General features: G+C 68.1%; 24 protein-coding genes. 14 read left to right on the top strand and 10 right to left on the bottom strand.

Annotation, left to right across the window (positions count from 1 at the left end; translation table 11 throughout):
• Positions 1 to 69: 69 nt before the first annotated feature.
• A complete protein-coding gene (pbpC, locus tag ACW17U_RS16625) occupies positions 70 to 2,106 on the top strand; it encodes a penicillin-binding protein 1C (RefSeq protein ID WP_492053903.1) in 2,037 nt (678 codons plus the stop codon).
• A 40-nt stretch (positions 2,107 to 2,146) separates the two neighbouring features.
• Here pbpC and ACW17U_RS16620 read toward each other — a convergent pair whose 3' ends face one another.
• Genes ACW17U_RS16620 through ACW17U_RS16610 form a run of 3 tightly spaced genes read right to left on the bottom strand, consistent with a single transcriptional unit; the run spans position 2,147 to position 4,129 of the window.
• The gene (locus tag ACW17U_RS16620; protein WP_062142682.1) at positions 2,147 to 2,773 is read right to left on the bottom strand and encodes a carbonic anhydrase; all 627 of its coding nucleotides are present in this window, start codon (positions 2,771 to 2,773) and stop codon (positions 2,147 to 2,149) included.
• A 9-nt stretch (positions 2,774 to 2,782) separates the two neighbouring features.
• Positions 2,783 to 3,439, bottom strand: a complete 657-nt coding sequence (maiA, locus tag ACW17U_RS16615) for a maleylacetoacetate isomerase (RefSeq protein WP_492053901.1) — start codon at positions 3,437 to 3,439, stop codon at positions 2,783 to 2,785.
• A gap of 9 nt (positions 3,440 to 3,448) precedes the next feature.
• The gene (locus ACW17U_RS16610; protein ID WP_492053899.1) at positions 3,449 to 4,129 is read right to left on the bottom strand and encodes a fumarylacetoacetate hydrolase family protein; all 681 of its coding nucleotides are present in this window, start codon (positions 4,127 to 4,129) and stop codon (positions 3,449 to 3,451) included.
• Between the two features lie 183 nt (positions 4,130 to 4,312).
• Here ACW17U_RS16610 and ACW17U_RS16605 point away from each other — a divergent pair, with 183 nt between their 5' ends.
• From ACW17U_RS16605 to ACW17U_RS16595, 3 genes are read left to right on the top strand one after another with little or no spacing between them, the layout of a single operon-like run.
• On the top strand, positions 4,313 to 5,191 hold the full coding sequence (locus ACW17U_RS16605; RefSeq protein WP_062142691.1) for an ABC transporter ATP-binding protein: 879 nt from the start codon (positions 4,313 to 4,315) through the stop codon (positions 5,189 to 5,191).
• Between the two features lie 12 nt (positions 5,192 to 5,203).
• Positions 5,204 to 8,791, top strand: coding sequence for an ABC transporter permease/M1 family aminopeptidase (locus ACW17U_RS16600; protein ID WP_492053897.1), 3,588 nt, complete (start codon positions 5,204 to 5,206; stop codon positions 8,789 to 8,791).
• Entirely contained in the window at positions 8,788 to 9,213 is a 426-nt protein-coding gene (locus ACW17U_RS16595) for a PaaI family thioesterase (protein ID WP_492053895.1), read from the top strand. Before ACW17U_RS16600 ends, ACW17U_RS16595 begins: the two co-directional genes overlap by 4 nt.
• Before the next feature lie 9 nt (positions 9,214 to 9,222).
• Here ACW17U_RS16595 and ACW17U_RS16590 read toward each other — a convergent pair whose 3' ends face one another.
• Positions 9,223 to 9,822, bottom strand: a complete 600-nt coding sequence (locus ACW17U_RS16590) for a DUF4142 domain-containing protein (RefSeq protein WP_492053893.1) — start codon at positions 9,820 to 9,822, stop codon at positions 9,223 to 9,225.
• 121 nt (positions 9,823 to 9,943) lie between these two features.
• Here ACW17U_RS16590 and ACW17U_RS16585 point away from each other — a divergent pair, with 121 nt between their 5' ends.
• On the top strand, positions 9,944 to 11,140 hold the full coding sequence (locus tag ACW17U_RS16585) for a CaiB/BaiF CoA transferase family protein (protein WP_492053891.1): 1,197 nt from the start codon (positions 9,944 to 9,946) through the stop codon (positions 11,138 to 11,140).
• 178 nt (positions 11,141 to 11,318) lie between these two features.
• On the opposite strand, the gene ACW17U_RS16580 is transcribed toward ACW17U_RS16585, so the two are convergent.
• Positions 11,319 to 13,247: an HWE histidine kinase domain-containing protein gene (locus ACW17U_RS16580; RefSeq protein ID WP_492053889.1), complete on the bottom strand. Its 1,929-nt coding sequence runs from the start codon at positions 13,245 to 13,247 to the stop codon at positions 11,319 to 11,321.
• A 164-nt stretch (positions 13,248 to 13,411) separates the two neighbouring features.
• Here ACW17U_RS16580 and ACW17U_RS16575 point away from each other — a divergent pair, with 164 nt between their 5' ends.
• From ACW17U_RS16575 to ACW17U_RS16565, 3 genes are all read left to right on the top strand, one after another.
• Positions 13,412 to 13,768 carry a hypothetical protein gene (locus tag ACW17U_RS16575; RefSeq protein ID WP_492053887.1) on the top strand — a complete coding sequence of 119 codons (357 nt, stop codon included), beginning with the start codon at positions 13,412 to 13,414 and terminating at the stop codon, positions 13,766 to 13,768.
• Positions 13,769 to 13,785: 17 nt separating this feature from the next.
• A complete protein-coding gene (locus tag ACW17U_RS16570; protein ID WP_492053885.1) occupies positions 13,786 to 14,163 on the top strand; it encodes a hypothetical protein in 378 nt (125 codons plus the stop codon).
• Positions 14,164 to 14,228: 65 nt separating this feature from the next.
• Complete coding sequence (locus ACW17U_RS16565) at positions 14,229 to 14,846, top strand: superoxide dismutase (protein WP_492053883.1); 618 nt, start codon at positions 14,229 to 14,231, stop codon at positions 14,844 to 14,846.
• Between the two features lie 49 nt (positions 14,847 to 14,895).
• Here the strand turns inward: ACW17U_RS16565 and ACW17U_RS16560 are convergent, their stop codons facing one another.
• A complete protein-coding gene (locus ACW17U_RS16560) occupies positions 14,896 to 15,699 on the bottom strand; it encodes a metallophosphoesterase family protein (protein WP_492053881.1) in 804 nt (267 codons plus the stop codon).
• Positions 15,696 to 16,544, bottom strand: coding sequence for a diacylglycerol/lipid kinase family protein (locus ACW17U_RS16555; RefSeq protein WP_492053880.1), 849 nt, complete (start codon positions 16,542 to 16,544; stop codon positions 15,696 to 15,698). Before ACW17U_RS16555 ends, ACW17U_RS16560 begins: the two co-directional genes overlap by 4 nt.
• 351 nt (positions 16,545 to 16,895) lie before the next feature.
• Here ACW17U_RS16555 and ACW17U_RS16550 point away from each other — a divergent pair, with 351 nt between their 5' ends.
• Entirely contained in the window at positions 16,896 to 17,090 is a 195-nt protein-coding gene (locus ACW17U_RS16550; RefSeq protein WP_492053878.1) for a hypothetical protein, read from the top strand.
• 19 nt (positions 17,091 to 17,109) lie between these two features.
• Positions 17,110 to 17,361: a hypothetical protein gene (locus tag ACW17U_RS16545; protein ID WP_492053876.1), complete on the top strand. Its 252-nt coding sequence runs from the start codon at positions 17,110 to 17,112 to the stop codon at positions 17,359 to 17,361.
• A gap of 69 nt (positions 17,362 to 17,430) precedes the next feature.
• Here ACW17U_RS16545 and phyR read toward each other — a convergent pair whose 3' ends face one another.
• Positions 17,431 to 18,231 carry an anti-anti sigma factor/receiver protein PhyR gene (gene phyR, locus ACW17U_RS16540; RefSeq protein ID WP_062142731.1) on the bottom strand — a complete coding sequence of 267 codons (801 nt, stop codon included), beginning with the start codon at positions 18,229 to 18,231 and terminating at the stop codon, positions 17,431 to 17,433.
• 229 nt (positions 18,232 to 18,460) lie between these two features.
• Here phyR and nepR point away from each other — a divergent pair, with 229 nt between their 5' ends.
• From nepR to ACW17U_RS16520, 4 genes are all read left to right on the top strand, one after another.
• Entirely contained in the window at positions 18,461 to 18,646 is a 186-nt protein-coding gene (gene nepR, locus ACW17U_RS16535; RefSeq protein ID WP_062142734.1) for an anti-sigma T factor NepR, read from the top strand.
• Positions 18,643 to 19,260, top strand: coding sequence for a sigma-70 family RNA polymerase sigma factor (locus ACW17U_RS16530; protein WP_062142737.1), 618 nt, complete (start codon positions 18,643 to 18,645; stop codon positions 19,258 to 19,260). Before nepR ends, ACW17U_RS16530 begins: the two co-directional genes overlap by 4 nt.
• Positions 19,257 to 20,957, top strand: a complete 1,701-nt coding sequence (gene phyK / locus ACW17U_RS16525; protein WP_492053873.1) for a sensor histidine kinase PhyK — start codon at positions 19,257 to 19,259, stop codon at positions 20,955 to 20,957. Before ACW17U_RS16530 ends, phyK begins: the two co-directional genes overlap by 4 nt.
• A 68-nt stretch (positions 20,958 to 21,025) precedes the next feature.
• Positions 21,026 to 21,166 carry an entericidin A/B family lipoprotein gene (locus tag ACW17U_RS16520; RefSeq protein ID WP_492055755.1) on the top strand — a complete coding sequence of 47 codons (141 nt, stop codon included), beginning with the start codon at positions 21,026 to 21,028 and terminating at the stop codon, positions 21,164 to 21,166.
• Positions 21,167 to 21,243: 77 nt separating this feature from the next.
• On the opposite strand, the gene ACW17U_RS16515 is transcribed toward ACW17U_RS16520, so the two are convergent.
• Together ACW17U_RS16515 and ACW17U_RS16510 are read right to left on the bottom strand one after the other, a co-directional pair.
• Positions 21,244 to 22,077 carry a CheR family methyltransferase gene (locus tag ACW17U_RS16515; RefSeq protein WP_492053871.1) on the bottom strand — a complete coding sequence of 278 codons (834 nt, stop codon included), beginning with the start codon at positions 22,075 to 22,077 and terminating at the stop codon, positions 21,244 to 21,246.
• Positions 22,074 to 22,451: a response regulator gene (locus tag ACW17U_RS16510; protein ID WP_492053869.1), complete on the bottom strand. Its 378-nt coding sequence runs from the start codon at positions 22,449 to 22,451 to the stop codon at positions 22,074 to 22,076. The genes ACW17U_RS16515 and ACW17U_RS16510 overlap by 4 nt, the downstream gene beginning before the upstream one ends.
• Between the last annotated feature and the right edge of the window lie 7 nt (positions 22,452 to 22,458).

Raw genomic sequence — 22,458 nt, 5'->3', positions numbered from 1 at the left:
GAGTCAGGGGGCGCTTCCACCACTGGCCCCCTCCGGATGCTGCGCAGCCTCCTCCCCCGGAGGGGGACGATGGTGGTGCCGCTCACCCGCCTCCTCGTCGGCTTTCTCGGCCTCCAGGTCGTGCTCGCGACGCTTAGCGCCGTCTTCCCGCCCGACATGACCCGGGCCCGGCAGTCCTCGCCGGTGGCCCTGGACCGGCGCGGGGCGTGGCTGCGGGCCCTGCCGGTGGAGGACGGTCGCTGGCGGATCCGGGCGGATCTGGAGCGCACGGACCAGGCCTTCCTGAAGCGCCTGATCGCCGTCGAGGACGGCCGCTTCTATCGCCACCTCGGTGTTGATCCCCTGGCGGTGGTCCGGGCCTTCGGCTCGGCTGTGGTCCATGGTCGCCCGACCTCCGGGGCCTCGACCCTGACCATGCAGACCGCTCGCCTGCTGGAGCCGCGTCCGCGCAATCTGGGCTCCAAGCTGATCGAGATGGTCCGGGCCGTGCAGCTGGAGGCCCGGCTGACCAAGCGCCAGACCCTGGCCCTCTATCTGACCCTGACTCCCTATGGCGGTAATCTGGAGGGCGTCCGCGCCGCCAGCCTGGCCTATTTTGGCCAGGAACCGACCAGCCTGACCGACGGCCAGCAGGCCCTGCTGATCGCCCTGCCGCAGTCCCCGGAGGCCCGCCGGCCCGATCGCCGGCCCGAGGCGGCGCGGCTGGCGCGGCGGTCGGTCCTCGACAAGATGGTCCGGGCGGGAGTGCTGACCGAGGCCGCCGCCCTGGAGGCCGAGGCCGAACCCCTGCCGCGCCGTGCCCCGTTCCCGGCCCTGGCCTGGCACGTGGCAGGGGAACGCGCCCGCGCCGCGCCCACCTCCCAGGCCAGCGTGATCACCACCCTGGATGCCGACCTGCAGGCGCGGCTTGAGCCCATGGCCGCCGCCATCGCCGCCTCGCAAGGGGCCGATGCCACGGCCGCGATCCTGGTGGTCGAGATCAAGGGCCGGGCGGTGCGCGCCGCCGTCGGCTCGGCCGGGCGCGAGCGGGCCGGGGGCTGGGTGGACATGACCCGGGCCCTGCGTTCACCCGGCTCGGCCCTGAAGCCCTTCATCTATGCCATGGCCATGGATGACGGGCTTTTGGCCGCCGACACCCAGCTGACCGACAGCGCCACCCGTTTTGCCGACTATCAGCCCGAGAACTTTGACCGCGTGTTCCACGACAAGGTCACGGTGCGCGAGGCCCTGACCCATTCGCTGAACGTCCCGGCCGTGGCCACCCTTGAGCGCCTGGGGCCCGAGGCCTTTGCCGGGCGGATCGAGGCGGCGGGAGCCCATCTGGCGCGGCCAAAGTCGGAGCTGAAGGCGGCGGGTCTGGCCCTGGCCCTGGGCGGGGAGGGGATCACCCTGCGCGACCTGGCCCTGCTCTATGCCGCCCTGGGCGACGGCGGTCTCGCCAAGCCCCTGGCCTGGACCGAGGCGGACGCCAAACTACGGGAAAGGTCCGGCGGGACCCGGCTGGTGCGGCCCGAGGCGGCCCGGCAGATTCTGGACATTCTGCGTGAGGCCCCCGCGCCGCGGGGTCGCGCCCCTTCGGCCCTGACCCGGGGCGGGCCGGCCATGGCCTTCAAGACCGGCACCTCCTACGGCTTTCGCGACGCGGTGGCGGCCGGGGTGGTCGGCGGCTATGCGATCATCGTCTGGACCGGCCGGGCCGATGGCGGAGCGCGCGGCGGCCTGACCGGACGCGACGCGGCCCTTCCCCTGCTGTTCGACGTCGCCGATGTGGTCGGGGCCCCGGCCACGGCGCCGCGGCCGATCGCGCCGAAGTCGGCCCCCCAGGCCCTGCAGACCCTGCGCGCCCAGACCGAAGGCCCGCGCCTGATCTTCCCGCCGGACGGCGCGGCGGTGCAGGTCGAGGCCCTGGGGCCAGGGTCGCGGGGCCTGGTCCTGGCCGCCGGCGGCGAGGACCTGACCTGGTATGTCGAGGGCAAGCCCCTAGCGGCGGACCCGACCAGCGGGCGCGTAGTCTGGCGGCCGGCCGCGCCGGGGTTCTACCGGCTGTCGGTCGTGGACGGGCAGGGCCGCAAGGCGTCGGCGCGGGTGCGGATCAAGGCGGGGTAAACACCCGAAAATCCGGTCTTCGCCGGGGAGAGCGGAAGTTTTAGATCGCCCCGCCGGCCACCCGCTCATAGTCCTCGAGGCAGGTAATCCCGACATTGAGGTCGGTGACCAGGCCGTTGGACAGCGAATAGACCCAGCCATGCACGGACAGGGGCTGGCCGCGCGCCCAGGCGTCATGCACGAAGACGTCGGCGGCCACGTTGCGCACCTGGCGGATGACGTTCAGTTCGCACAGGCGGTTGAGCCTTTCCTTCTGCCCGGGCAGGGCGTCGAGCTCGTGGCGGTGCTCGGCATGGACCTCGCGGATCGGGTGCAGCCAGTGGTCGACCAGGCCGCGCCGCTTGCCGTCGATGGCCGCCGACACGCCGCCGCAGCCATAATGGCCGACGACCATCACGTGCTTGACCTTGATCACGTCGACCGCGAACTGCAGCACGCTGAGATAGTTGGCGTCCTGGGGCGGGGCGAGGTTGGCGACATTGCGGTGGACGAACAGTTCGCCGGGATCCAGGCCGACGATCTCGTTGGCCGGCACGCGGCTGTCGCTGCAGCCGATCCACAGATATTCCGGACTCTGCTGGTTCTCCAGCCGCTTGAAGAACTGCGGATCAACCTCCGTCTTGCCCTTTGACCAGGCAGCGTTGTTGGTCTTGAGGTCTTCAAGCATGACTTGTCCTTACGCCGGTTGGGCGTCGGGTTGCAGATTGGGATGGGCAGCGGCGATGGCCGGATGCTCCAGGGCCCGGGCCACGGCGGCGCGGATCGCCGGGAAGGGCGTCATGTCCACATGGAAGCGGGCGGCATTATAGACCTGCGGCACAAGGCAACAGTCGGCGAGGCCGGGCGCGTCGCCGAAGGCAAAGCCCCGACCATGGCGGGCCACCATCGGCTCAAGGGCCGCAAAGCCGTCGGTGATCCAGCGCTGGGCCCAGGCGTCGCGGCCGTCCTGGTCGACGCCCAGGCCGGTCAGGGCGCGCAGGATGCGCAGATTGTTCACCGGATGGATGTCGCAGGCGACGATCTCGGCCATGGCCCGCACCATGGCGCGATCAAACGGGTCGGCGGGCAGGAGCGGTGCGCCCGGGACCGCCTCGTCCAGCCATTCCAGGATCGCCAGGCTCTGGGTCAGGCGACGGCCTTCTTCTCCAGGCAGGTCTACCTCAAGGGTCGGGACCAGGGCCTGGGCGTTGAGGGCGCGATAGGCCTCGCCCTGGTGCTGGCTCGACACCAGGTCCACGGGCTGAACGCCATAGTCCAGGCCCTTGAGATTGAGACCGATCCGGACGCGGTATGGGGCGCTGGCCCGCCAGGCGCTGTGCAGGGTGAGCTTCATGTCGCGATCCTAGGCCAGGGTGAAGGACAGTTTGCCGACGCCCTCGACCTCGCCCTCGATCCGGTCGCCGCGGGCGATGGCGCCGACGCCTTCGGGGGTGCCGGTAAAGACCAGGTCGCCGGCCTCCAGCCGCCACAGCTGGCTGGCCTTGGCCAGGACCTCGGCGACGTTCCAGATCATGTCGGCGATCTCGCCGCGCTGCTTTTCCACGCCATTGACCGACAGGGTGATCGCACCCTCCGGCGGCAGGCCGGACATCGGGCGGATGGCACTGATCGGGGCGCTGGCATCAAAGGCCTTGCCGGATTCCCAGGGGTGGCCCTTGGCCTTGGCGGCGTTCTGCAGGTCGCGCCGGGTCAGGTCGACGCCGACGGCATAGCCGAACACCAGCTCCAGGGCCTGGTCCGGCGTCAGGTTCTCGCCGCCGCCCTTGAGCGCCGCGACCAGCTCGATCTCGTGGTGCAGGTCGCTGGTCGCCGACGGATAGGGCACGCTGGCCGGCAGGGGCAGGATGGCGTCGGCCGGCTTGGCGAAAAAGAACGGCGGATCGCGCGTATCGGCCCCCATTTCGCGGGCATGGGCCGCATAGTTGCGGCCGACGCAGAGGATGCGACGCACCGGAAACAGGGCGGACGATCCCTCAACCGGGACCACGGGCAGGGCGGGCGGGGGAAAGATGTATGTCGTCATGGGGCCTGATTAGCGCCAAACCGCCGGCATCAAAAGCATCCTGTCCCGCCCGGGGCCAGTCAGGCCCTATCTGGCTGCGCCGACCACCTAAACGTTCTTTCACTTGCCCCGGCCCGCGCCGTCGAGTCATGAGAGTGTGGGGAAAATAGGGCGTCTTTCCATGCGGGGGCTGTGAGCGCGCGAATGTTGATCATCGAGAACCTGACACACGTCTACGGCAACGGCGTTCGCGCCCTGGACGAGGTCAGCCTGACCATACCGCGCGGCATGTATGGCCTGCTGGGGCCCAACGGCGCGGGCAAGTCGACCCTGATGCGCACCATCGCCACCCTGCAGGCCCCGACCTCGGGCCATATCCGCTTCGGCGACATCGACGTGCTGAAAACGCCGGAGCTCCTGCGCCGCACCCTGGGCTATCTGCCGCAGGATTTCGGGGTCTATCCCCGGGTCTCGGCCTACGACATGCTCGACCACATGGCGGTGCTCAAGGGCATCAGCGGCGCGAAGGAGCGCAAGGAAACCGTCGAGAGCCTGCTCAACCAGGTCAATCTCTGGGGCGTGCGCAAGAAGGCCCTGGCCGGGTTCTCGGGCGGCATGCGCCAGCGCTTCGGCATCGCCCAGGCCCTGATCGGCGATCCGCGCCTGATCATTGTCGACGAACCCACCGCCGGCCTCGACCCGGAAGAGCGCAATCGCTTCCTGAACCTGCTGGCCGAGATCGGCGAGAACGTGGTGGTGATTCTCTCCACCCACATCGTCGAGGACGTCTCCGACCTCTGCCCGGCCATGGCGATCATCTGCGACGGCCGTATCGTCAAGCAGGGCGCGCCCAATGATCTGGTCACCCAGCTGGCCGGCCGGGTCTGGCGCAAGACCATCGACAAGACCGAGCTCGAAGCGGCCAAGGCGACCTATCAGGTCATCTCCACCCGCCTGCTGGGCGGCCGCACGGTGATCCATATCCTGGCCGACAGCGATCCGGGCGCCGGCTTCACGGCGGTCGAGGGCGGCCTTGAGGACGTCTATTTCTCGACCCTGTCCACCACCCGCCGCGCGGCGTAGGAGGACTGGTCGATGTTTGGCAAGATCGCGGGCTTCGAGCTCCGCTACCAGCTGAAGTCGCCCGTCTTCTGGGTGGTGGCGACAGTCTTTTTCCTGCTGACCTTCGGGGCGGCGACGATCGACCAGATCCGCATCGGCGGCGGCGGTCAGATCCACAAGAACGCGCCCTATGCGATCGCCCAGACCCACCTGATCCTGTCGATCTTCTACATGTTCGTCACCACAGCCTTCGTGGCCAATGTGGTGGTCCGCGACGACGAGACCGGATTTGGCCCGATCCTGCGCTCCACCCGGATCGGCAAGTTCGACTATCTGTACGGCCGTTTCACGGGCGCCTTCCTGGCGGCGGCGATCTCGTTCCTGGTCGTGCCCCTGGCGATCTTCATCGGCTCCTTCATGCCCTGGATCGATCCTGAACGGCTGGGGCCGAACCTGCTTGAAGCCTATCTGTTTTCCTATTTCGCCCTCGCCCTGCCCTCGATCCTGCTGACCTCGGCGATCTTCTTCGCCCTGGCCACGGTGACCCGATCGATGATGTGGACCTATGTCGGCGTGATCGCCTTCATGGTGCTGTGGATCATTGCCGGCATCGCCCTGGATCGGCCGGAGTTTGAAAAGACCGCCGCCCTGTGGGAACCCCTGGGCACGGCGGCCTTTGGCCTGGTCACCAAGTACTGGACCGCTGCCGAGCGCAACAGCCTGACCCCGTCCCTGACCGGGGCCCTGCTGTTCAACCGCCTCCTGGCCCTGGCCCTGTCGGCGGCCTTCCTGTCGGCGGCCTACTGGCTGTTCAAGATCCAGGCGGCCGAGCTGGCCGGCGATCGCAAGGTCAAGGCCCACAAGGGGCCGGCACCGATCGAGGTCCTGCCGGCGACCCTGAGTGGCCCGGTCACTCCACGCTATGATCGCCGGACCGCCTGGGCCCAGCTCGTGGTCCGCACGCGCCTGGACATGGGCCAGGTGTTCAAGAGCCCGGCCTATTTCGTGCTGCTGGCCCTGGGCCTGGCCAATGCCATGGGCTCGCTGTGGTTCGCCACCGAGGCCGGGCGCTATGGCGGCGAGATCTATCCGCTGACCCGCGTGCTGCTGATGCCGCTGATGGGGTCGTTCGGCCTGATCCCGATGATCATCGCCATCTATTATTCCGGCGAGCTGGTCTGGCGCGAACGCGAACGCAAGACCCACGAGATCATCGATGCCACCCCGGTGCCGGACTGGGCCTTTGTCGTGCCCAAGACCCTGGCCATTGCCCTGGTGCTGATCTCCACCCTGCTGGTCAGCGTGCTGGCGGCGATCCTGAGCCAGCTGGCCCACGGCTATACACATCTGGAGCTCCCCAAGTACCTGCTCTGGTACATCCTGCCGCAATCGGTGGACTGGATCCTGCTGGCGGTTCTGGCGGTGTTCCTGCAGGCGATCAGCCCGCACAAGTTCATCGGCTGGGGCCTGATGGTGATCTATCTGGTCGCCACCATCACCCTCTCGAACCTGGGATTCGAGCACAAGCTCTACAATTTCGGCGCCGTCACCGACACGCCCTTCTCCGACATGAACGGCCAGGGCAAGTTCTGGATCGGGGCCTGGTGGCTGCGGCTGTACTGGACGGCCTTCTCGGTCGTGCTGCTGGTTCTGTCCTATGGCCTGTGGCGTCGCGGAACCGAGAGCCGCCTGTGGCCCCGCCTGGTGCGTCTGCCGAGCCGCATGACCGGCAAGGCCGGCGCGACCCTGGCCCTGGCCCTGACGGTGTTCGTCGGAACCGGCCTGTTCATCTACGTCAACACCAATGTCTGGAACACCTACCGGACCAATATCGACAACGAGAAATGGCAGGCTGACTACGAAAAGACCCTGCTGCCGTTCGAGACCCTGCCCCAGCCCAAGATTGTGTCGATGATGCTGGACGTCGACCTCTATCCGGGCGAGCCGCGCGTCGACACCAAGGGCTCCTATGTCCTGGAAAACCGCACGGGCGCGCCCCTGAAGGAAATCCATGTCCGGTTCGACCGCGACCTGACGGTCAAGGGCCTGTCGATCGAGGGGGCCCGGCCCAAGAAGACCTATGACCGGTTCAACTATCGGATCTTCGCCTTCGACACGCCGATGGTGCCGGGCGAGCGGCGCAAGATGAGCTTCATCACCCAGCGCGCCCAGAAGGGCTTTCCGAACAGCGGCGCGGAATCGCGGGTGGTCGCCAACGGCACCTTCCTGAACAATATGGAGATCGCGCCGATCCTGGGCATGTCGCGCGACGGTCTGCTGACCGATCGGGCCAAGCGCCGCAAATACGGCCTGCCCGCCGAGCGCCGTGTGGCCAAGCTGGGCGATGTCGCGTCGCGGCAGTTCAATGGTCTGCGCAAGGACTCCGACTGGGTGTCGTCCGACATCACCGTCACCACGGTCAGCGACCAGACGCCGATTGCACCGGGCTACAAGGTCTCAGACCAGGTCAGGGGTGATCGCCGCGTGGCCCGCTTCGTCACCGAGGCCCCGATCCAGAACTTCATCTCGATCCAGTCGGCCCGCTACAGGATCGCCAGCGAGACCTACAAGGGCGTCGATCTGGCGGTCTATTATGACCCGCAGCACCCCTGGAACATCGACCGCATGAAGACGGCGATGAAGGTCTCTCTGGACTATATGGGTACCGAGTTCAGCCCCTATCAGTTCCGCCAGCTGCGCTTCCAGGAGTTCCCCGACTACGCCCAGTTCGCCCAGTCGTTCGCCAACACCATTCCGTGGTCCGAAGGCCTGTTCTTCATCTCCAACTACAAGGATCCGGAAAAGATCGACATGGTCACCTATGTCGGGGCTCACGAGATCGGCCACCAGTGGTGGGCTCACCAGGTGATCGGTGCCGACCAGCAGGGCGGGGCCATGCTGTCGGAGACCTTCGCCCAGTATTCGGCCCTGATGGTCATGAAGCGGATGTATGGCGAGGCCCAGATCCGCAAGTTCCTGAAGTTCGAGCTCGACAGCTATCTGCGCGCCCGCGGCGGCGATCCGCTGGAAGAGCAGCCGCTCTACAAGGTCGAGGCCCAGCCCTATGTCTATTATCGCAAGGGCTCGCTGGTCATGTACCGGCTGCAGAGCGAGATCGGCGAGGCTGCGGTCAACCGGGCCCTGCGCAAGCTGATCGCCCAGTACGGGTTCAAGGGCGCGCCCTATCCCAACACCCTGGACTTCATGACGGCGATCCGGGCCGAGGCTCCGGCCGACAAGCAGGCCCTGATCACCGACCTGTTCGAGAAGATCACCCTCTATGACCTGAAGACCAAGGCCGCGACCGTGAAGAAGCGCGCCGACGGCCGCTTTGACGTGACCCTGACGGTCGAGGCCAAGAAGCTGTATGCCGACGGCAAGGGCAAGGAGACCGAAAGCCCCCTGAACGAGACCATGGACATCGGCCTGTTCACGGCCGAGCCGGGCAAGAAGGACTTCAAGGCCGACAAGGTCGTGCTCTATCAGCGTCGGATGATCCGTTCGGGGACCCAGAACCTGACCTTCACGGTCGACAAGGCCCCGAAGTTTGCCGGGATCGATCCCTACAATACGATCATCGACCGCAACGGAGACGACAACACCCTGAAGGTCGACGGATGAGTGAGGGTGGACTGAAGCTGGACGCGGCGGCGTTCAACGCCTTTCTGCGGGGGGCTTTCCCCGAGGGCGATGGGGACGCCTTTCCGACCGTGGTGGAGGTGGCCGAAGGCCGCGTCCTGATGCGCCAGCCCTTTGCGACCCGGCAGTTGCGACCCGGCGGCGTGATCTCCGGCCCGACCCTGATGGCCCTGGCCGACACCGCCGCCTATGCGGTGATCCTGACCCATATCGGCGAGGTGCCGCTGGCGGTGACGACCTCGCTGACGATCCACTTCCTGAGGGGCTGCAAGCCGGGCGACCTCTATGCCGAGGCCACCCTGCTCAAGCTCGGCCGCCGCATCGCGACGGCCGATATCCTGATGTGGACGGAATCGCGCGAGCGCGCCGCCGCCAAGGCGACGGTGGCCTACGCAATTCCCTAGGCCTCGTGACTAGTTCACGAAGCCGTTCTTCAGACCCTCGGCCTTGTTCAGGTGTTCCTGAATGGTCGGGGCGGTCTCGGCGGCGAAGGTCTTGATGACCGGGGTATCGCCGTCCTGAGCGTAGCGCTGCAGCAGGTTCAGCATCGCCTGATGCGCATCGACCTGGCTGTCGGCATATTTCTTGTCGAAGTCGTCATTGCCGGCCTTGGTCAGGGCGTCGAGGTCATCCTGCATGTCCTTGGTCAGGGCCATCGGCAGGGTGATTGCAGCACCTGACGCCGCAATGGCGACCTTCAGGGCCTCGGCGGTCTTGCCGTGAGCGGTCTCCATCGACTTGGCGAAGGCCTTGACCTGGGCGTTGGTCGAGCGCGAGGCGGCCAGCCTGGCGGATTCGATTTCGAACAGGTTCAGGTCAGCGGCCTTCAGGGCGAAGACCTCGGCCTTGGTCTCGTCGGCCAGGGTCGGGACCGTGGCGACGGGGTTGGCATCCGGGGTGGCGGCCTGTTCCGATGGCGTTGCGGCACCCTTGGATTCGGTGGCCTTGGGCCCGCAGGCGGTCAGGCTGAGGGCGGCGAAGGCGGTACCGATGAGGAGGAGATGGCGGGTCATGACTGTCTTTCCCTGCGCGTTTTTTCTAGAGGTTGAAGTCCGGCAGGCGTCGCGCGGCGCCTCTGGAGGGAAGAACATCACAGGGCCGTGATCGGTTCCGTGCGCGCGGGGGAAGTTCGACATGGCACAGTCACCGCTGACAGGGCTGAGGGTCATCGAAATGGGCTCGCTGATCGCGGGTCCGTTCTGCGGCCAGATCCTCGGGGACTTCGGGGCCGAGGTGATCAAGCTCGAGGATCCCAGGGCCGGCGATCCCATGCGGCAGTGGGGCCGCAGCAAGCCCCAAGGGCTGTCGCCCTGGTGGCCGGTGATCGGCCGCAACAAGAAGTCGGTCACTGTCGATCTGCGGACGGACGAAGGCCGCGACCTGGCCCGGGCCCTGATCGCCAAGGCCGATGTCGTGGTTGAAAACTTCCGCCCCGGCACACTGGAGGCCTGGGGCATGGGCTATGAGGCCCTGTCGGCCGACCATCCGGGCCTGGTCATGGCGCGGGTGTCGGGCTTTGGCCAGACCGGGCCCTATTCGCACCGGGCCGGCTATGCCCTGGTCGGCGAGGCCATGGGCGGCCTGCGTCACATCACCGGCGAGCCGGACCGCAACCCGGCCCGGGCCGGGATCTCGATCGGCGACAGCCTGTCGGGCCTGAATGCCGCCCTCGGGGTGATGATGGCCCTGCATTCGCGGGATCGCACCGGTCGGGGCCAGGTGGTCGATGCGGCCATCTATGAGAGCGTGCTGACTGTGATGGAGAACCTGATCACCGAATATGACCTGACCGGCTATATCCGCGAGCGCTCCGGGGCCGTTCTGCCCGGCATTGCGCCCTCGAACGTCTATCCCACCAAAACCGGCGAGCTGATCCTGATCGGGGCCAACCAGGACACCCTGTTCCGGCGGCTGTGTGACCTCATGGGCCGGCCCGACCTGGCCGATGACGTTCGCTACAAGGATCACGCGGCGCGGGGTGCCCATCAGGGCGAGCTGGACGCCCGGATCGCCGCCTGGACCGCCGATCAGGAGATCGAGACCCTGCTGCCGCGCCTGGAGGAGGCGGGCATCGCCACCGGCCGGATCTATCGCGCGCCGGACATGCTGGCCGATCCGCATTTCGCGGCCCGCGAGTCCATCGTCACCGTGCCGCATCCGGTCTTCGGCCAGGTGAAGATGCAGAACGCCTTTCCGCGCCTGTCGGAAACCCCGGGGGCGGTGCGCTGGACGGCGCCGACCCTCGGCGAACATACCGACGCCGTCCTCAGCGAGGTGGCGGGGCTGAGCGACGCGGCGATCGCGGGCCTGCGGGCGCGGAAAGTGCTTTGAAGGGGTAGAGCCGTCTGACCGCGGCTTCAAAAATCTCCGCTCTCCCCGGCGAAGGCCGGGGCCCAGGTTCAGCCTGAGCCTTTGGAGTGGATGCGCCATCGACCTCGTCAGGGTCGACAGCCTGTCTGGGTTCGATCTGGGTCCCGGCCTTCGCCGGGAAGAGCGGAATCAAAAGGCCCTAGTGCCGCCCCGTCACATCCGCGATGGCCCGGGCGATCTGGTGCACATTGTAGGGCTTGCGGACGATCGGCGCGTCAAAGCCCATGGGTGCGGCCTTGTCTGCATAGCCGGTGGCGAACACGAACGGACGGCCCTCGCGGCGCAGGATCTCGGCCACCGGCGCGACGGACTGGCCATTGAGGTCGGCATCGAGCACCGCCACGTCGAAGTCCTGGTCCAGCATCGACAGGGCCTCGCCCAGTTCGGCGGCGCAACCGACCACCACCACCCCGGCATCTTCCAGCCCGGCTTCCAGCTCCAGGGCCAGGAGCAGGGAGTCCTCAACGATCAGGACCCTCAGTCCGGCTATGGCGCCGGGCCGGATGTTTTCATCGGCGGCGATCAGGGTCTCGACGATCCGTTCGGGCGCGGCGGCCTTTTCCGGTTCCGGCGGCGGGCCGCTGGCCAGGGCCTCGGGCGCGGCCTGGATCAGGGCGCTGACCCCGCTGCGGCGATAGTCGATCCGGGCGCTGCCGCCCAGTTCACGGCCCACCACGTCCTCGACGAGGGTCGCGCCAAAGCCGCGGCTGACCGGCTCGCTGGCGGGCGGGCCACCGCTTTCAAGCCATTCCAGCGCAAAGCCGCCCTCGGGCGACCGCCGCCAGACCACCTCGACCTTGCCGTTCTCGGTCGACAGGGCCCCGTACTTGACCGCATTGACGGCCAGTTCGTGCAGGGTCAGGGACAGGGCCGAGGCCGCGCGGGGCGTCAGGAACAGTTCGGGCCCGTCCCAGCGGGTCTGGGTCGGGGCCAGACCGCCCAGCTCGGCGGCGGCGATCCGTGCCAGGGTGGCCCCCCGCCAGCGGGCGGCGCTGAGCAGGTCGTGGGCCGAGCTCATGGATTTCAGCCGGCCGGCAAAGGTCTTGAGGAACACGTCGAGGGACGACGACTTGCGGGCCGAATGGGCAGCGACCGACTGCACGACCGCCAGCAGGTTCTTGATGCGATGGTCCAGCTCGGCCAGCAGGCTCTCGCGCTGCTCGTCCTGCTGCTTGCGGTCGGTGATGTCCTGGATCACGCCGATCAGACGGGTATGGTCACCCACCGCGTCGGGCATCATCACCCCGGCGGCACGGTTCCACTGCACCCGCCCCTTGTCGTCAGGATTGCGGCGGAACTCGACCTCATAGCGGCCGCGCTTGCGGAGCTGTTCGTCCACGCCCCGCTGGATCTCGGCCCGGTCGTCGGCATGGACATAGCGGAACAGGGCCTGGCCGTCCTCGGCGGGGATCACGCCGACGGGCAGGTTGGCGATCTTGGCCAGGCGTGGACTGATCCGGTAGATGTCGAGGGTGCGGTCCCATTCGAACTCGCCCAGGCTGGCTGCGCCAATGGCCAGGGCCAGGCGTTCGGTGTCCAGCGAGCGCAGCCCGGGGGGAACAGGTTCTGCGGGGTCGTGGAGCAGGGCCTCCATGGCCAGGGCCGCGAGATCGGTCAGGGCCTCGAGCGCCTCGGCCCCCGGCTCGGCTCGCGGACAGGCGTCCTCAACGGCCAGATAGCCCACGACGGAGCCGTCGGGATGGATCAGCGGTGCGCAGGCGAAGAACCCGCCAGGGCCATGGGCCTGGCCAAGGGCCGCCAGGCTGGCGTCCGCGCCGGCGGTCTGGCCGAACAGGGGTTCGCGCCGGGCGATGAGCTGGTCAGCCGCCGAGCCGGCACGCGGTCGCACGCTGTCCTGACCGCCGCCGAAACTGGCCTTGCAATGCAGTTGGGCCCCGCCGATCAGCCACAGGCTGGCGCGCGGGACATGCAGCCGGCCCGCTGCCAGGCGCATCAGGCGCGCAAAACGTGGATCGTCGCCGGCACGCTCAAAGGCCTTCAGCGCCTGGGTGGCGCGAAGCCTGCCGGCTTCCCTGTCGGCATCGGTTGTGGAACGGGCGTCGTCCATGCTTCGACCATAGACCGGCTTCGCGTCAGACGCGAGTGCTGATACAGATTCCGCAGTGGTGAAGCTTTGTCCCGCGCGCTATCATGGAACCGCTCGGCGGGGCTCCGCGTTCACCGGGCTGACAAACTGGCCGCCCGCCTTACGGGCCGCGTCAAGAACCGGAGATGACCATGCCTGCTGATGCGCTGAAGACCGCCGCCAAGGACGCCGAGAAGGTGAAGAGCGCAGCCGCTGCAGGCGTCGAACACGCTGAACAGAGCTTCGTCGAGGCCGCTGCTGCGGCCAAGGCCTCGCTGGCCGAAGCCGCCAAGCGCGTTGAAAAATCGGTCGCCGAAGGTCTGGATACCCTGCGGGCCCAGAGCCGTACCTATTCCGACACCGCCGGCCAGCAACTGGACGACGCCCAGCGCTATGTCACCGAGCGGGTGCGCGAACGCCCCCTGACCGCCACCCTGGCCGGTCTCGGCGTGGGCGTGCTGATCGGGCTGCTGCTCGCCGGCAACCGCAACAACAACCGGTGATTTTCGAAAAGACCCTGATGACGCTTGCAGCAGCGGCGGCCATAGCGGCCGCGGCCGCCGTCGGCGTGTTCGCTGCCGCCTTCGCACTCTATGCGGTTGTCGAGACCTGGCTGGGCCCGGCCGGAGCCGCCGCCGTGGTGGCGGCCGTGGCCGCCCTGATTGTGGCGGTCGCCGGCCTGCTGGCGGCCCGCAAGGCCGAGTATCGCCAGGCACCCCCGGCCGGCGCGACGCCGGACGCCTTCAGCTTTGCGGAGAAGGTCGTTGATGTGGTCAAGGACCGGCCCCTGCTGTCGCTCGGCGCGGCCCTGGCGGCCGGTGTCTTCGCGCTGAAAAATCCGACCCTGACGGCGGCCGTTGCCAAGGCCTTCATGGAAACCCGGCAACCGCCCCGCTAGATCCCCGTTCGGCGTTCCCATCCTCCTCCTCCCCCCTCCAGGGAACGCCTTCCCATGGAGTAAGCATGTATAAGCTGCCCGAGCTTCCCTATGCCTATGAAGCACTGGAGCCGATCGTTTCGGCCAACACCCTCCACTTCCACCACGACAAGCACCATGCGGCCTATGTGACGGCGCTGAACGGCCTGCTGGACGGAAACGACCAAGGCAGCCTGGAGGCCGTCATCCGCGCCGCCGGGCCGGGCAAGGTGTTCAACAATGCCGCCCAGGCCTGGAACCACGCCTTTTTCTGGGACGCCATGAGCCCGGACAAGACCGCGCCCGGTGCAGACCTGGGGGCGGCGATCAGCCAGGTCTTTGGCGACATGGCAGGCCTGAAGACCGCCTTCGTCACCGAGGGTGTCGGCCATTTCGCTTCGGGCTGGGTCTGGCTGGTCGTCGAAGGCGGCACCCTGAAGATCATCTCGACCCATGATGCGGCTACCACCGTGACCCAGGACGGCGTGACCCCCCTGCTGGTCTGCGACGTCTGGGAGCACGCCTACTATCTGGACCACCAGAACAATCGGAAGGGCTTCCTCGAGGCCTGGTTCGACAGCCTGGCTAACTGGTCCCTGGCCGACCGACAGTTCGCGGCGGCCAAGGGCGAGGGTGAGGCCTGGGCCTATCCGGCTCCGCAATAGCCAAACAGACGGCAACGGCGCGGCCCCCGGGGTCGCGCCGTATTGCGGGTCAGGCCGCCGGCCGCCGATCAAAGGCCCAGCTGCGCCAGACCGTGAAATCCGCCTTGCCGAAGGCTAGGGCCGTCACGCGGATTTCGCCGGGATCGATCTCGATGAGGTTGAAACTGGGCGGCACGCCCCGCTCGCGCAGCGACAGGGTGCCGGACACCACGGCCAGGGTCCGGCCATCGCCGAACGGATAGGGTGCCGCGAACGGCGTATGGATATGGCCTGACAGCACCAGATCGGCACCGGCCCCCGTCAGGTGGCGGGCGGCGCGGCGACCACCGTGCACCTCACTGCTCATCGGCTCGCCGGTCAGTTCCATCAGGGGATGATGGCAGACGACAATCCGGGCATCCCCGGCGGCTGTGGCCAGCCGGCCTTCGAGGTGGCGGATCTGGCGGACCGAGATCGCGCCCTTGGACCAGTTCCAGCGTAGCTGTGCGCGGCGGGCAGTATTGACGCTGAAGACCGACAGGCCCGGTGCCTGCCAGGCGGTGCCGTCAGCGGGCCCGAACCGGGCTTCATAGCGCCGCCAGGGCGTGATCAGGCGCTCAACCAGCTCGCCGGGCCCGGCATAGGGGGTGTCATGATTGCCCGGTGTGGCGAACAATTGGCCGGGCGCGCGGTCAAGCCAGGCCCGGGCGGCGGCGAACTCCGCCTTCGCGCCGTCGCGGGTCAGGTCACCGGCCACCACCAGCAGGTCGGGCTTCTCCTGGTGAAACCAGGCGAGGGCCGCCTCGACCGCCGCCGGGTTCTCGCCGCCGAAATGCAGGTCCGACACCTGGATGATCTTGAAGGTTCTGGTCACGCGGGCAGGGACACTGCCCGGAAGGCCCTGGGGCGAAAGCGGATCTGGACCTCGGAGGGCAGCCGGATCGGCTCGCCGTCGAGAATGGCGGGGATCTGACCGGCGGCCCACACCCGGCCCACCCGGCAGCGCTCGACCCTGACCGAGGGATCATCGCGCCAGTCGCCGGTCAGGGCACTGAAGCCCAGGCGAAAGGCCTCGATGGCATTGGCCGGATCCAGGGCCGCCGCCTCCAGGGCCCGTTCGTCCTCGTCCAGGCCCAGGGAGACCAGGGGACACATCAGGGTCAGGGCCTCGGCCTTCTGTCGCGGGCGACCATCCAGGGAAAAGCGCAGGCGGCCTGAAAAGGCCCGGCGAAAGGCCCGGTGGGCCCGTTGCAGGGTCAGGCCCAGCTTGCCGGCCCGGGCCGCCTCGCGGGCGTCGGCCCACAGGGCCGGGCTGCCAAGGATCGCCGCCACAAAGAACAGGTGCCCTTCGACCTCGCCGCCGGAGACCATGCGCGGCGTCCCTTCGGTCAGGCAGGCCGCCATGGCCTCGGGCCAGGAGCGGTCGCCATAGAAGGCGCGCGGCAGCATGTTCATGGTCCCGCCGGGCAGGGGGGCGATGGGCGGCCCGTCAGGACCCGACAGTTCGGCCGCCGCTCGCGCCGTGCCGTCGCCGGCGATCAGATAGATCGCGTCCGGGCCGGAATCGATCACCTCGCGCAGACAGGCCAGCAGGTCGTCGCCGGGCACATGCACCGACCCGGCCACGCCATGGTCGGCGAGGAGGCGCTCAGCCACGGCCGGCGCATCGACCCCGACAGAGCCGGCCGCGACATTGGCGATGATCTCGATGCGCCGCATGGCTGCTCCGCTGCAAGGCCCCGGTCTCTAACGGCCAAGCTTTGCAGGGGTTCCTGCCAAAGAGGGCTGGCTCCGCGCGCCGCAGACTGGCGGACGGTCGTGTCGAGAGAGGGGGGGGTGCGGAGGCAGCAGGTCAGCTTGCGCTGGCCTCAAGTCGGGGGGGCGTCGCCGCCTCCGCATCATCAAAACGCGATGGGGGAAGCCTGGTTCCGCAAGCGGTCACTTTTTCCGGGCGGGGGAACGCGGCTCGGACAAGGCCGCCCGTCCAGCCCGGTCACGGAACAGGGCGGGGCTGCGAACGTTGTCTGGGTGACGGTCAACCGGGCCGTTGGTGAAGCAAGAGAGCGTATCGTGACCAGTCGCGACCGGGCCGAACAGGGCGGGATGATTTTCTACACGCTGCCGACCCGACGCCAGAGAGCGGCCCGAACCCGCTTCCTGGCTCTGATGGTGATCGCGGCCATGGCGCTGTCGGCCGGGGTTATCCAGGCCTTCAATTCGCGACCGCCGCCGGTCGAGATCCTCGCCTTCGCCCCGACCCAATGACAGTAACAAGGAGTACTCCATGACTGCCGACATTCAACCAAGTCCGCCCCGCCTCAACGCCACCCGGGCGCGACAGGGCCGCTGGGGACAGCACATTTTCTGGATCCTGGTCGTCTCGACCGTCCTGGCGGCCCTCGCCCTGTTCGGGGCCTGGGGCTTCCGGGCCGATGATCTGGCGTCGGTCGAACACAACAACGGCGTCAAGAGCCCGGCCGAGGCCCAACGCTATGACACACCGCAAAGCCCGGCGCGCCAGAGACCGGCCGGCTGAGTCCGGCCCGATCGCCTCTTCCCGGTCACCAACGGCTCGCCTCGCGGGTGGCCGTTGGTGACATCGGGATCAGGCGGCCTTGCGGCTGCGGCGGGGATGGAAAAACAGCGCCTGGCCGATCGCCGCCTTCACCGTTTCCGGCTGGAAGGGCTTGGTGATCAGGAAGGTGGGTTCCGGCCGCTCACCGGTCAGCAGGCGCTCGGGGAAGGCCGTGATGAAGATCACCGGCACGTCGAGACGGGCCAGGATGTCCTTGACTGCGTCGATGCCGGATGAGCCGTCGGCCAGCTGGATGTCGGCCAGGACCAGGCCCGGCATCTGGCGCGACACGGCCTCCAGAGCTTCACTGCGGGTGGCGGCGATATCAGTGACCTCATGGCCCAGTTCGCGGACCAGGGCCTCGATGTCCGCGGCGATCACCGGTTCGTCTTCGATGATCAGCACGGTGGTGGCCAGTTCGGCGTCGATCTCGGTCTGGGCCTCCGAGATCAGGCGCTCGACGTCGCCGAAGGCGCAGCCGAGAATCTGGGCGGCCTCGGTCGGGGTGAAGCCTTCCAGGGCGGTGAGCAGGAAGGCCTGGCGCGAGCGCGGCGCGATCCGCATCAGCCGCTGTGAGGCGTCATCGGCGGGCGAGGCGCGATCGTCCTGGCGGGCCTCAAGCTGGGCACCGGTCGACAGCCAGATCGCATGGAAGACGTGATAGAGCGCGACGCGGGGCGACAGGCCGGCGTCCAGCGAGCGGTCGCCGGAGGCCAGGGCCTCAAGCGCGACCCGGACATAGTGATCGCCGGTGGCCTGGTCGCCGGTCAGGGCGCGGGCGTAGCGACGAATATAAGGCAGATGCGGTGCCAGCCGGGCAAGCAGACTCATGACCCCTCCCGATGCGGTGTCGTCGTAAAGAATGCGAAGTCATGACCAAGCTGGGCCATTCCAACCCGACTAGAACGCGGTCTTGGGAAGCCGGTTCCGCCTTTTGTGGAATTTTGCCAATCTAGGGCCAAGCTTGTGGAACCCGATACGGAAACTCGCGTTGTCGTCTGGCAGGACCATAATCGGCCAAAGGGGGCGGACACCGCAGGTTTGCGGTGTCGTCGAGGACATGATCGAACACGTACCCATGGAAGATCACCGCATGCGCGGCACCGCGCTGGACGAAACGCGCCTGCGCCAGCAGGCCATCGGCGTGAAGCTGCGCCAGATGTTCGACGAGGTCGTCAATGAGGCGGTCCCGGACGAATTCCTCGAGATCCTGCGAAAGGCAGACCAGCCGGCCGGCGAGCCATGAGCCCGCCGGACACGGAAGCCCAGGTCGGTCGCTCGCCCTTTGACCCGCCGCGCGATCAGGCCTTCAAGCGCGAGCTGGTGAAGCTGATCCCCCATCTGCGGGCCTTTGCCCGGACCCTGACCGGGGATCCGACCGCTGCCGACGACCTGGCCCAGGACGCCATGATGAAGGCCTGGGACGCGCGGGCCAGCTTCCAGCTGGGCACCAATATGAAGGCCTGGACCTTCATGATCCTGCGCAACCAGTTCTATTCCGAAAAGCGGCGGTCCTGGCGTCAGAGCCAGCTTGACCAGGAAGCCGCCGAGCGGACCCTGGTGGCGGTCGATGACCCGGAGGCCCCGGTCGCCCTGGACGAATTGCGTCTGAGCCTGGCCATGCTGCCGGCCGAGCAGCGGGAAGCCCTGATCCTGGTCGGGGCCGGTGGCTTTGCCTATGAAGAGGCCGCCGCGATCTGCGGCTGCGCCGTGGGCACGGTCAAAAGCCGGGTGAGCCGGGCCCGTCGGGCGTTGCAGGCCATTCTCGAGGCCGGGGCCTATGATCGCGACGGCCGATCGGCGGGCGAGGCCATGGGTTCGATCCTGGCCGATGCGGAGCGCCTGAGCTCCCTGCGGTGAGAGCCTTTCGTCGCCCGGGCGCGGAGGCTGTAAACTCGATCCGCGTGCGGCTGGCGGTGGCCCTGTTTATCGCCCTGCTGCCGGTGCTGTTGCTGGGCGGACTGCAATCGGTCTTTGCCTTTCGGGCCGAGGCGGATCTGCGCCGGCAAAGCCTGGAACTGGCCGCCGGCCGCAGTGCGGCCATTGCCCGGGCCCGGATCGAGGCGGCCGGGGTTCTGCTCCAGACCCTGGGTCCCGGTTCGGTGGGCCTGGAATGCGCCCAGCGCCTGGCCGATGTGCGCAAGCGCCTGCCGGGCTATGCCAATCTGGTGCGGTTCGACGCCCGGGGCCGGGTGGTCTGCGCCGCCGGAACCACGCCGCTCGACCGCCAGAGGGCCGGACGGATCTGGTTTCGCGAACTGGCGGCCGGTTCCAGCCTGGTGGTGGCCAGTTCACCGGGCGCCGTCTATGCGGCCGAACCGTCAGTGGTCGCCGCCGTGCGGGCCGACGGTCCGGACGGCCGGTTCGACGGGGCCATGGTCGCGGTCCTGACCCTGCGCAGCCTGCGCCTCGAAACGGCCAACCGCTTCATGCCCGAAGGGGCCGAGATTGCCCTAGTCGACTCGCATGGAGCGGTGTTTGCCTCCACCGAGGCCGGGGCCTTCGACACGCCGCCCCAGGGCTGGCGGGAGACGGCCTACCAGCGCGGGGCGGTGCAGTGGTCCGGCCGGGATCGCCAGAACCGCCGCCGGGTCTATTCCGCCGCGCCCCTGACCGAGAGCGGGGTCTTTGTCCTGCTGTCGGCCCCCGCGCCGGGCCTGCTGTCCTGGGCCTGGATCAATCCGATCTCGCGCCTGATCCTGCCCCTGCTCGCCTTTGGCCTCGCCCTGGGCGCGGTGCTCTATGCCACCGAGCGCGCGGTGATCCGCTGGATCGTCTATTTGCAGCGGGTGGCCGCCATCTATGCCCGGGGGCGGTTCACCGTCCGGCCCCTGCAGGCCAAGCGGGCCCCGCCCGAGATCCGCGAACTGGCCGCCACCCTCGACGACATGGCCGCGGCCATCGTCGCCCGGGACGCCTCGTTGATGGACAGCCTGGCCGAGAAGGACGCGCTGATGCGCGAGATCCATCACCGGGTGAAGAACAACCTGCAGATCATCACCTCCCTGCTCAATCTGCAGCAGCGGGCCCTGGCTGATCCGGCGGCCCGGGCGGCGATGAACGACACCCGCCAGCGGATTACCGCTCTGGCCCAGATCTATCGGGCCCTCTATCACGGACCCAATCTAAAGCAGGTGGACCTGCGCGCCTTTCTCGAGGAGCTGACGGCGCAGGTGCTGATCGGCGAGCGGTCCGGGACCGGCTGCGTGCACACCCGGGTCCATGCCGACCCCCTGGTCATCGATCCCGATCGGCTGGCCCCCATTGCCCTCTTTGCCGTCGAGGCGATCTCCAACGCCCGGAAACATGCCTTCGCCGACCGGGGCGGGACCCTGTCGGTGCATTTCGTCGTGCGTGGAGACGAGGCCGAACTGTCGATCGGCGACGACGGCCCCGGCCTGCTGGAAGGGCTGGGCGAGGGGGTTGGCCGTACCCTGATGACCGCCTTTGCCCGTCAGCTTCGCGGCCAGGTCAGTTTTGAGGCCAGCCCCGGGGGCGGCCTGCTCGTCCGCCTGGTCTTCCCGACGCCGCAGCTTCCGGCCCCGTCCGGAACCTAGCGTCACCGGGGGCGTTTTCTGGGGCGACACTAGGTCCCAGGCCCAAACGGGCCAGTCCACCGGAGAACATCATGCGCAAGTTCATCATCCTGGCCGCTCTCGCCGCCAGCCTGTCGGTCGCTGCCTGCAATACCGTCGAAGGCGCCGGCAAGGATGTCTCATCGGCCGGCAAGGCGGTAACCGACACGGCCAAGGACGCCAAGAACTAGGACCTCCGGGTCCGGGACACGATCAGGCTCGCAACGCCCCGGGGCGTTGCGGGCCTTTTTTCTGGGATGAACTGGCCTCAGGCCGCCGCTTCGGCCTGGCGGGCGGACCGGCGGACAAAGACCCCGGCCTGGTCTGAAGCTTCGAACAGCTCTGTGGCCGCGAAGGGCAAGGCATCGTCCGGGCCCAGCACCAGGACCCCGTCATCGGCCAGGCGCGCGGTCAGGCTTTCGATGATCCGGCCATGATACGAGGGCTCAAGGCCGTCCAGCACATGGCGCAGCAGGATCACATCGAACCGGCCGAGGGCGGACAGGTCGCTGAGCAGGTTGATCCGCTTCCAGCGCACGGACTGACGAATGCGCGGCGAGATCTCCCAGGTGTCGTCCTGGTTGGCGAAGTGCTTGACCAGCTGGGCGATGGGCAGGCCGCGCTGGACCTCGAACTGGGTGTAGAGGCCGCTCTGGGCCTTTTCCAGGCAGCGTTCCGACAGGTCGGAGCCGAAGAATTCGAATTTCGCGCCTGGCTCGACATCGCGGCAGTCACCGGCCGCCATGGCCAGGGAATAGACCTCCTGGCCGGTCGAACAGGCAGCGCTCCACAGCCGGATCGGCTGGTCGCGACGGGCCCTGGACAGGGTCGGGAGCACCGTGTCGCGCAGATGGGCAAAGACCGCGCGGTCGCGGAAGAACTGGGTCTCGTTGAAGGTCAGGGCCTCGATGACCGCCCAGATCAGGCGCTCCTCGCGCTTGCTGCGCAGGGTGGCCATCAGGGCATCGATCGAATCGAAGCCTTCGCGGCGAGCCAGGGGAGCCAGGCGGCTTTCGACCACATAGGTCTTGTCGACATCGATGTGGAGGCCGGCGCGGGCGCGGCCGAGGGCGGCCAGGAGTTCCATGTCTTCGGACGTCACAGCAGGCCCGCCTCGGCGAACTTCGCCGCGATGATCTCGCCGTCAAACGGCTTCATGATGTATTCGTTGGCTCCGGCCTCGAGGGCCGTGCGGATATGGTCGACGTCGTTCTCGACCGTGCAGAACACCACGGTCGGTCCGTCGCCACCCGGCTCGTTGCGCAGCTGGCGCAGGAATTCGATGCCGTTCATCACCGGCATGTTCCAGTCGAGCAGAACAGCATCAGGCATGGCGGCGCGACACCACGCGAGGGCCTCCATGCCATCGGCGGCCTCGGCGATCTCAAAGCCGATGTCCTCGAGGACCCGGCGGGCAACCTTGCGGATCACCCGGCTGTCGTCGACCACCAGACAGGTCTTCACGGCATGCTCCAATCCCAGA

The sequence above is a fragment of the Caulobacter sp. AVps16 genome (genome assembly GCF_058681455.1).
The sequence above is the reverse complement of the archived record's forward strand: the minus strand, read 5'-3'. Positions and strand labels throughout refer to the sequence as shown.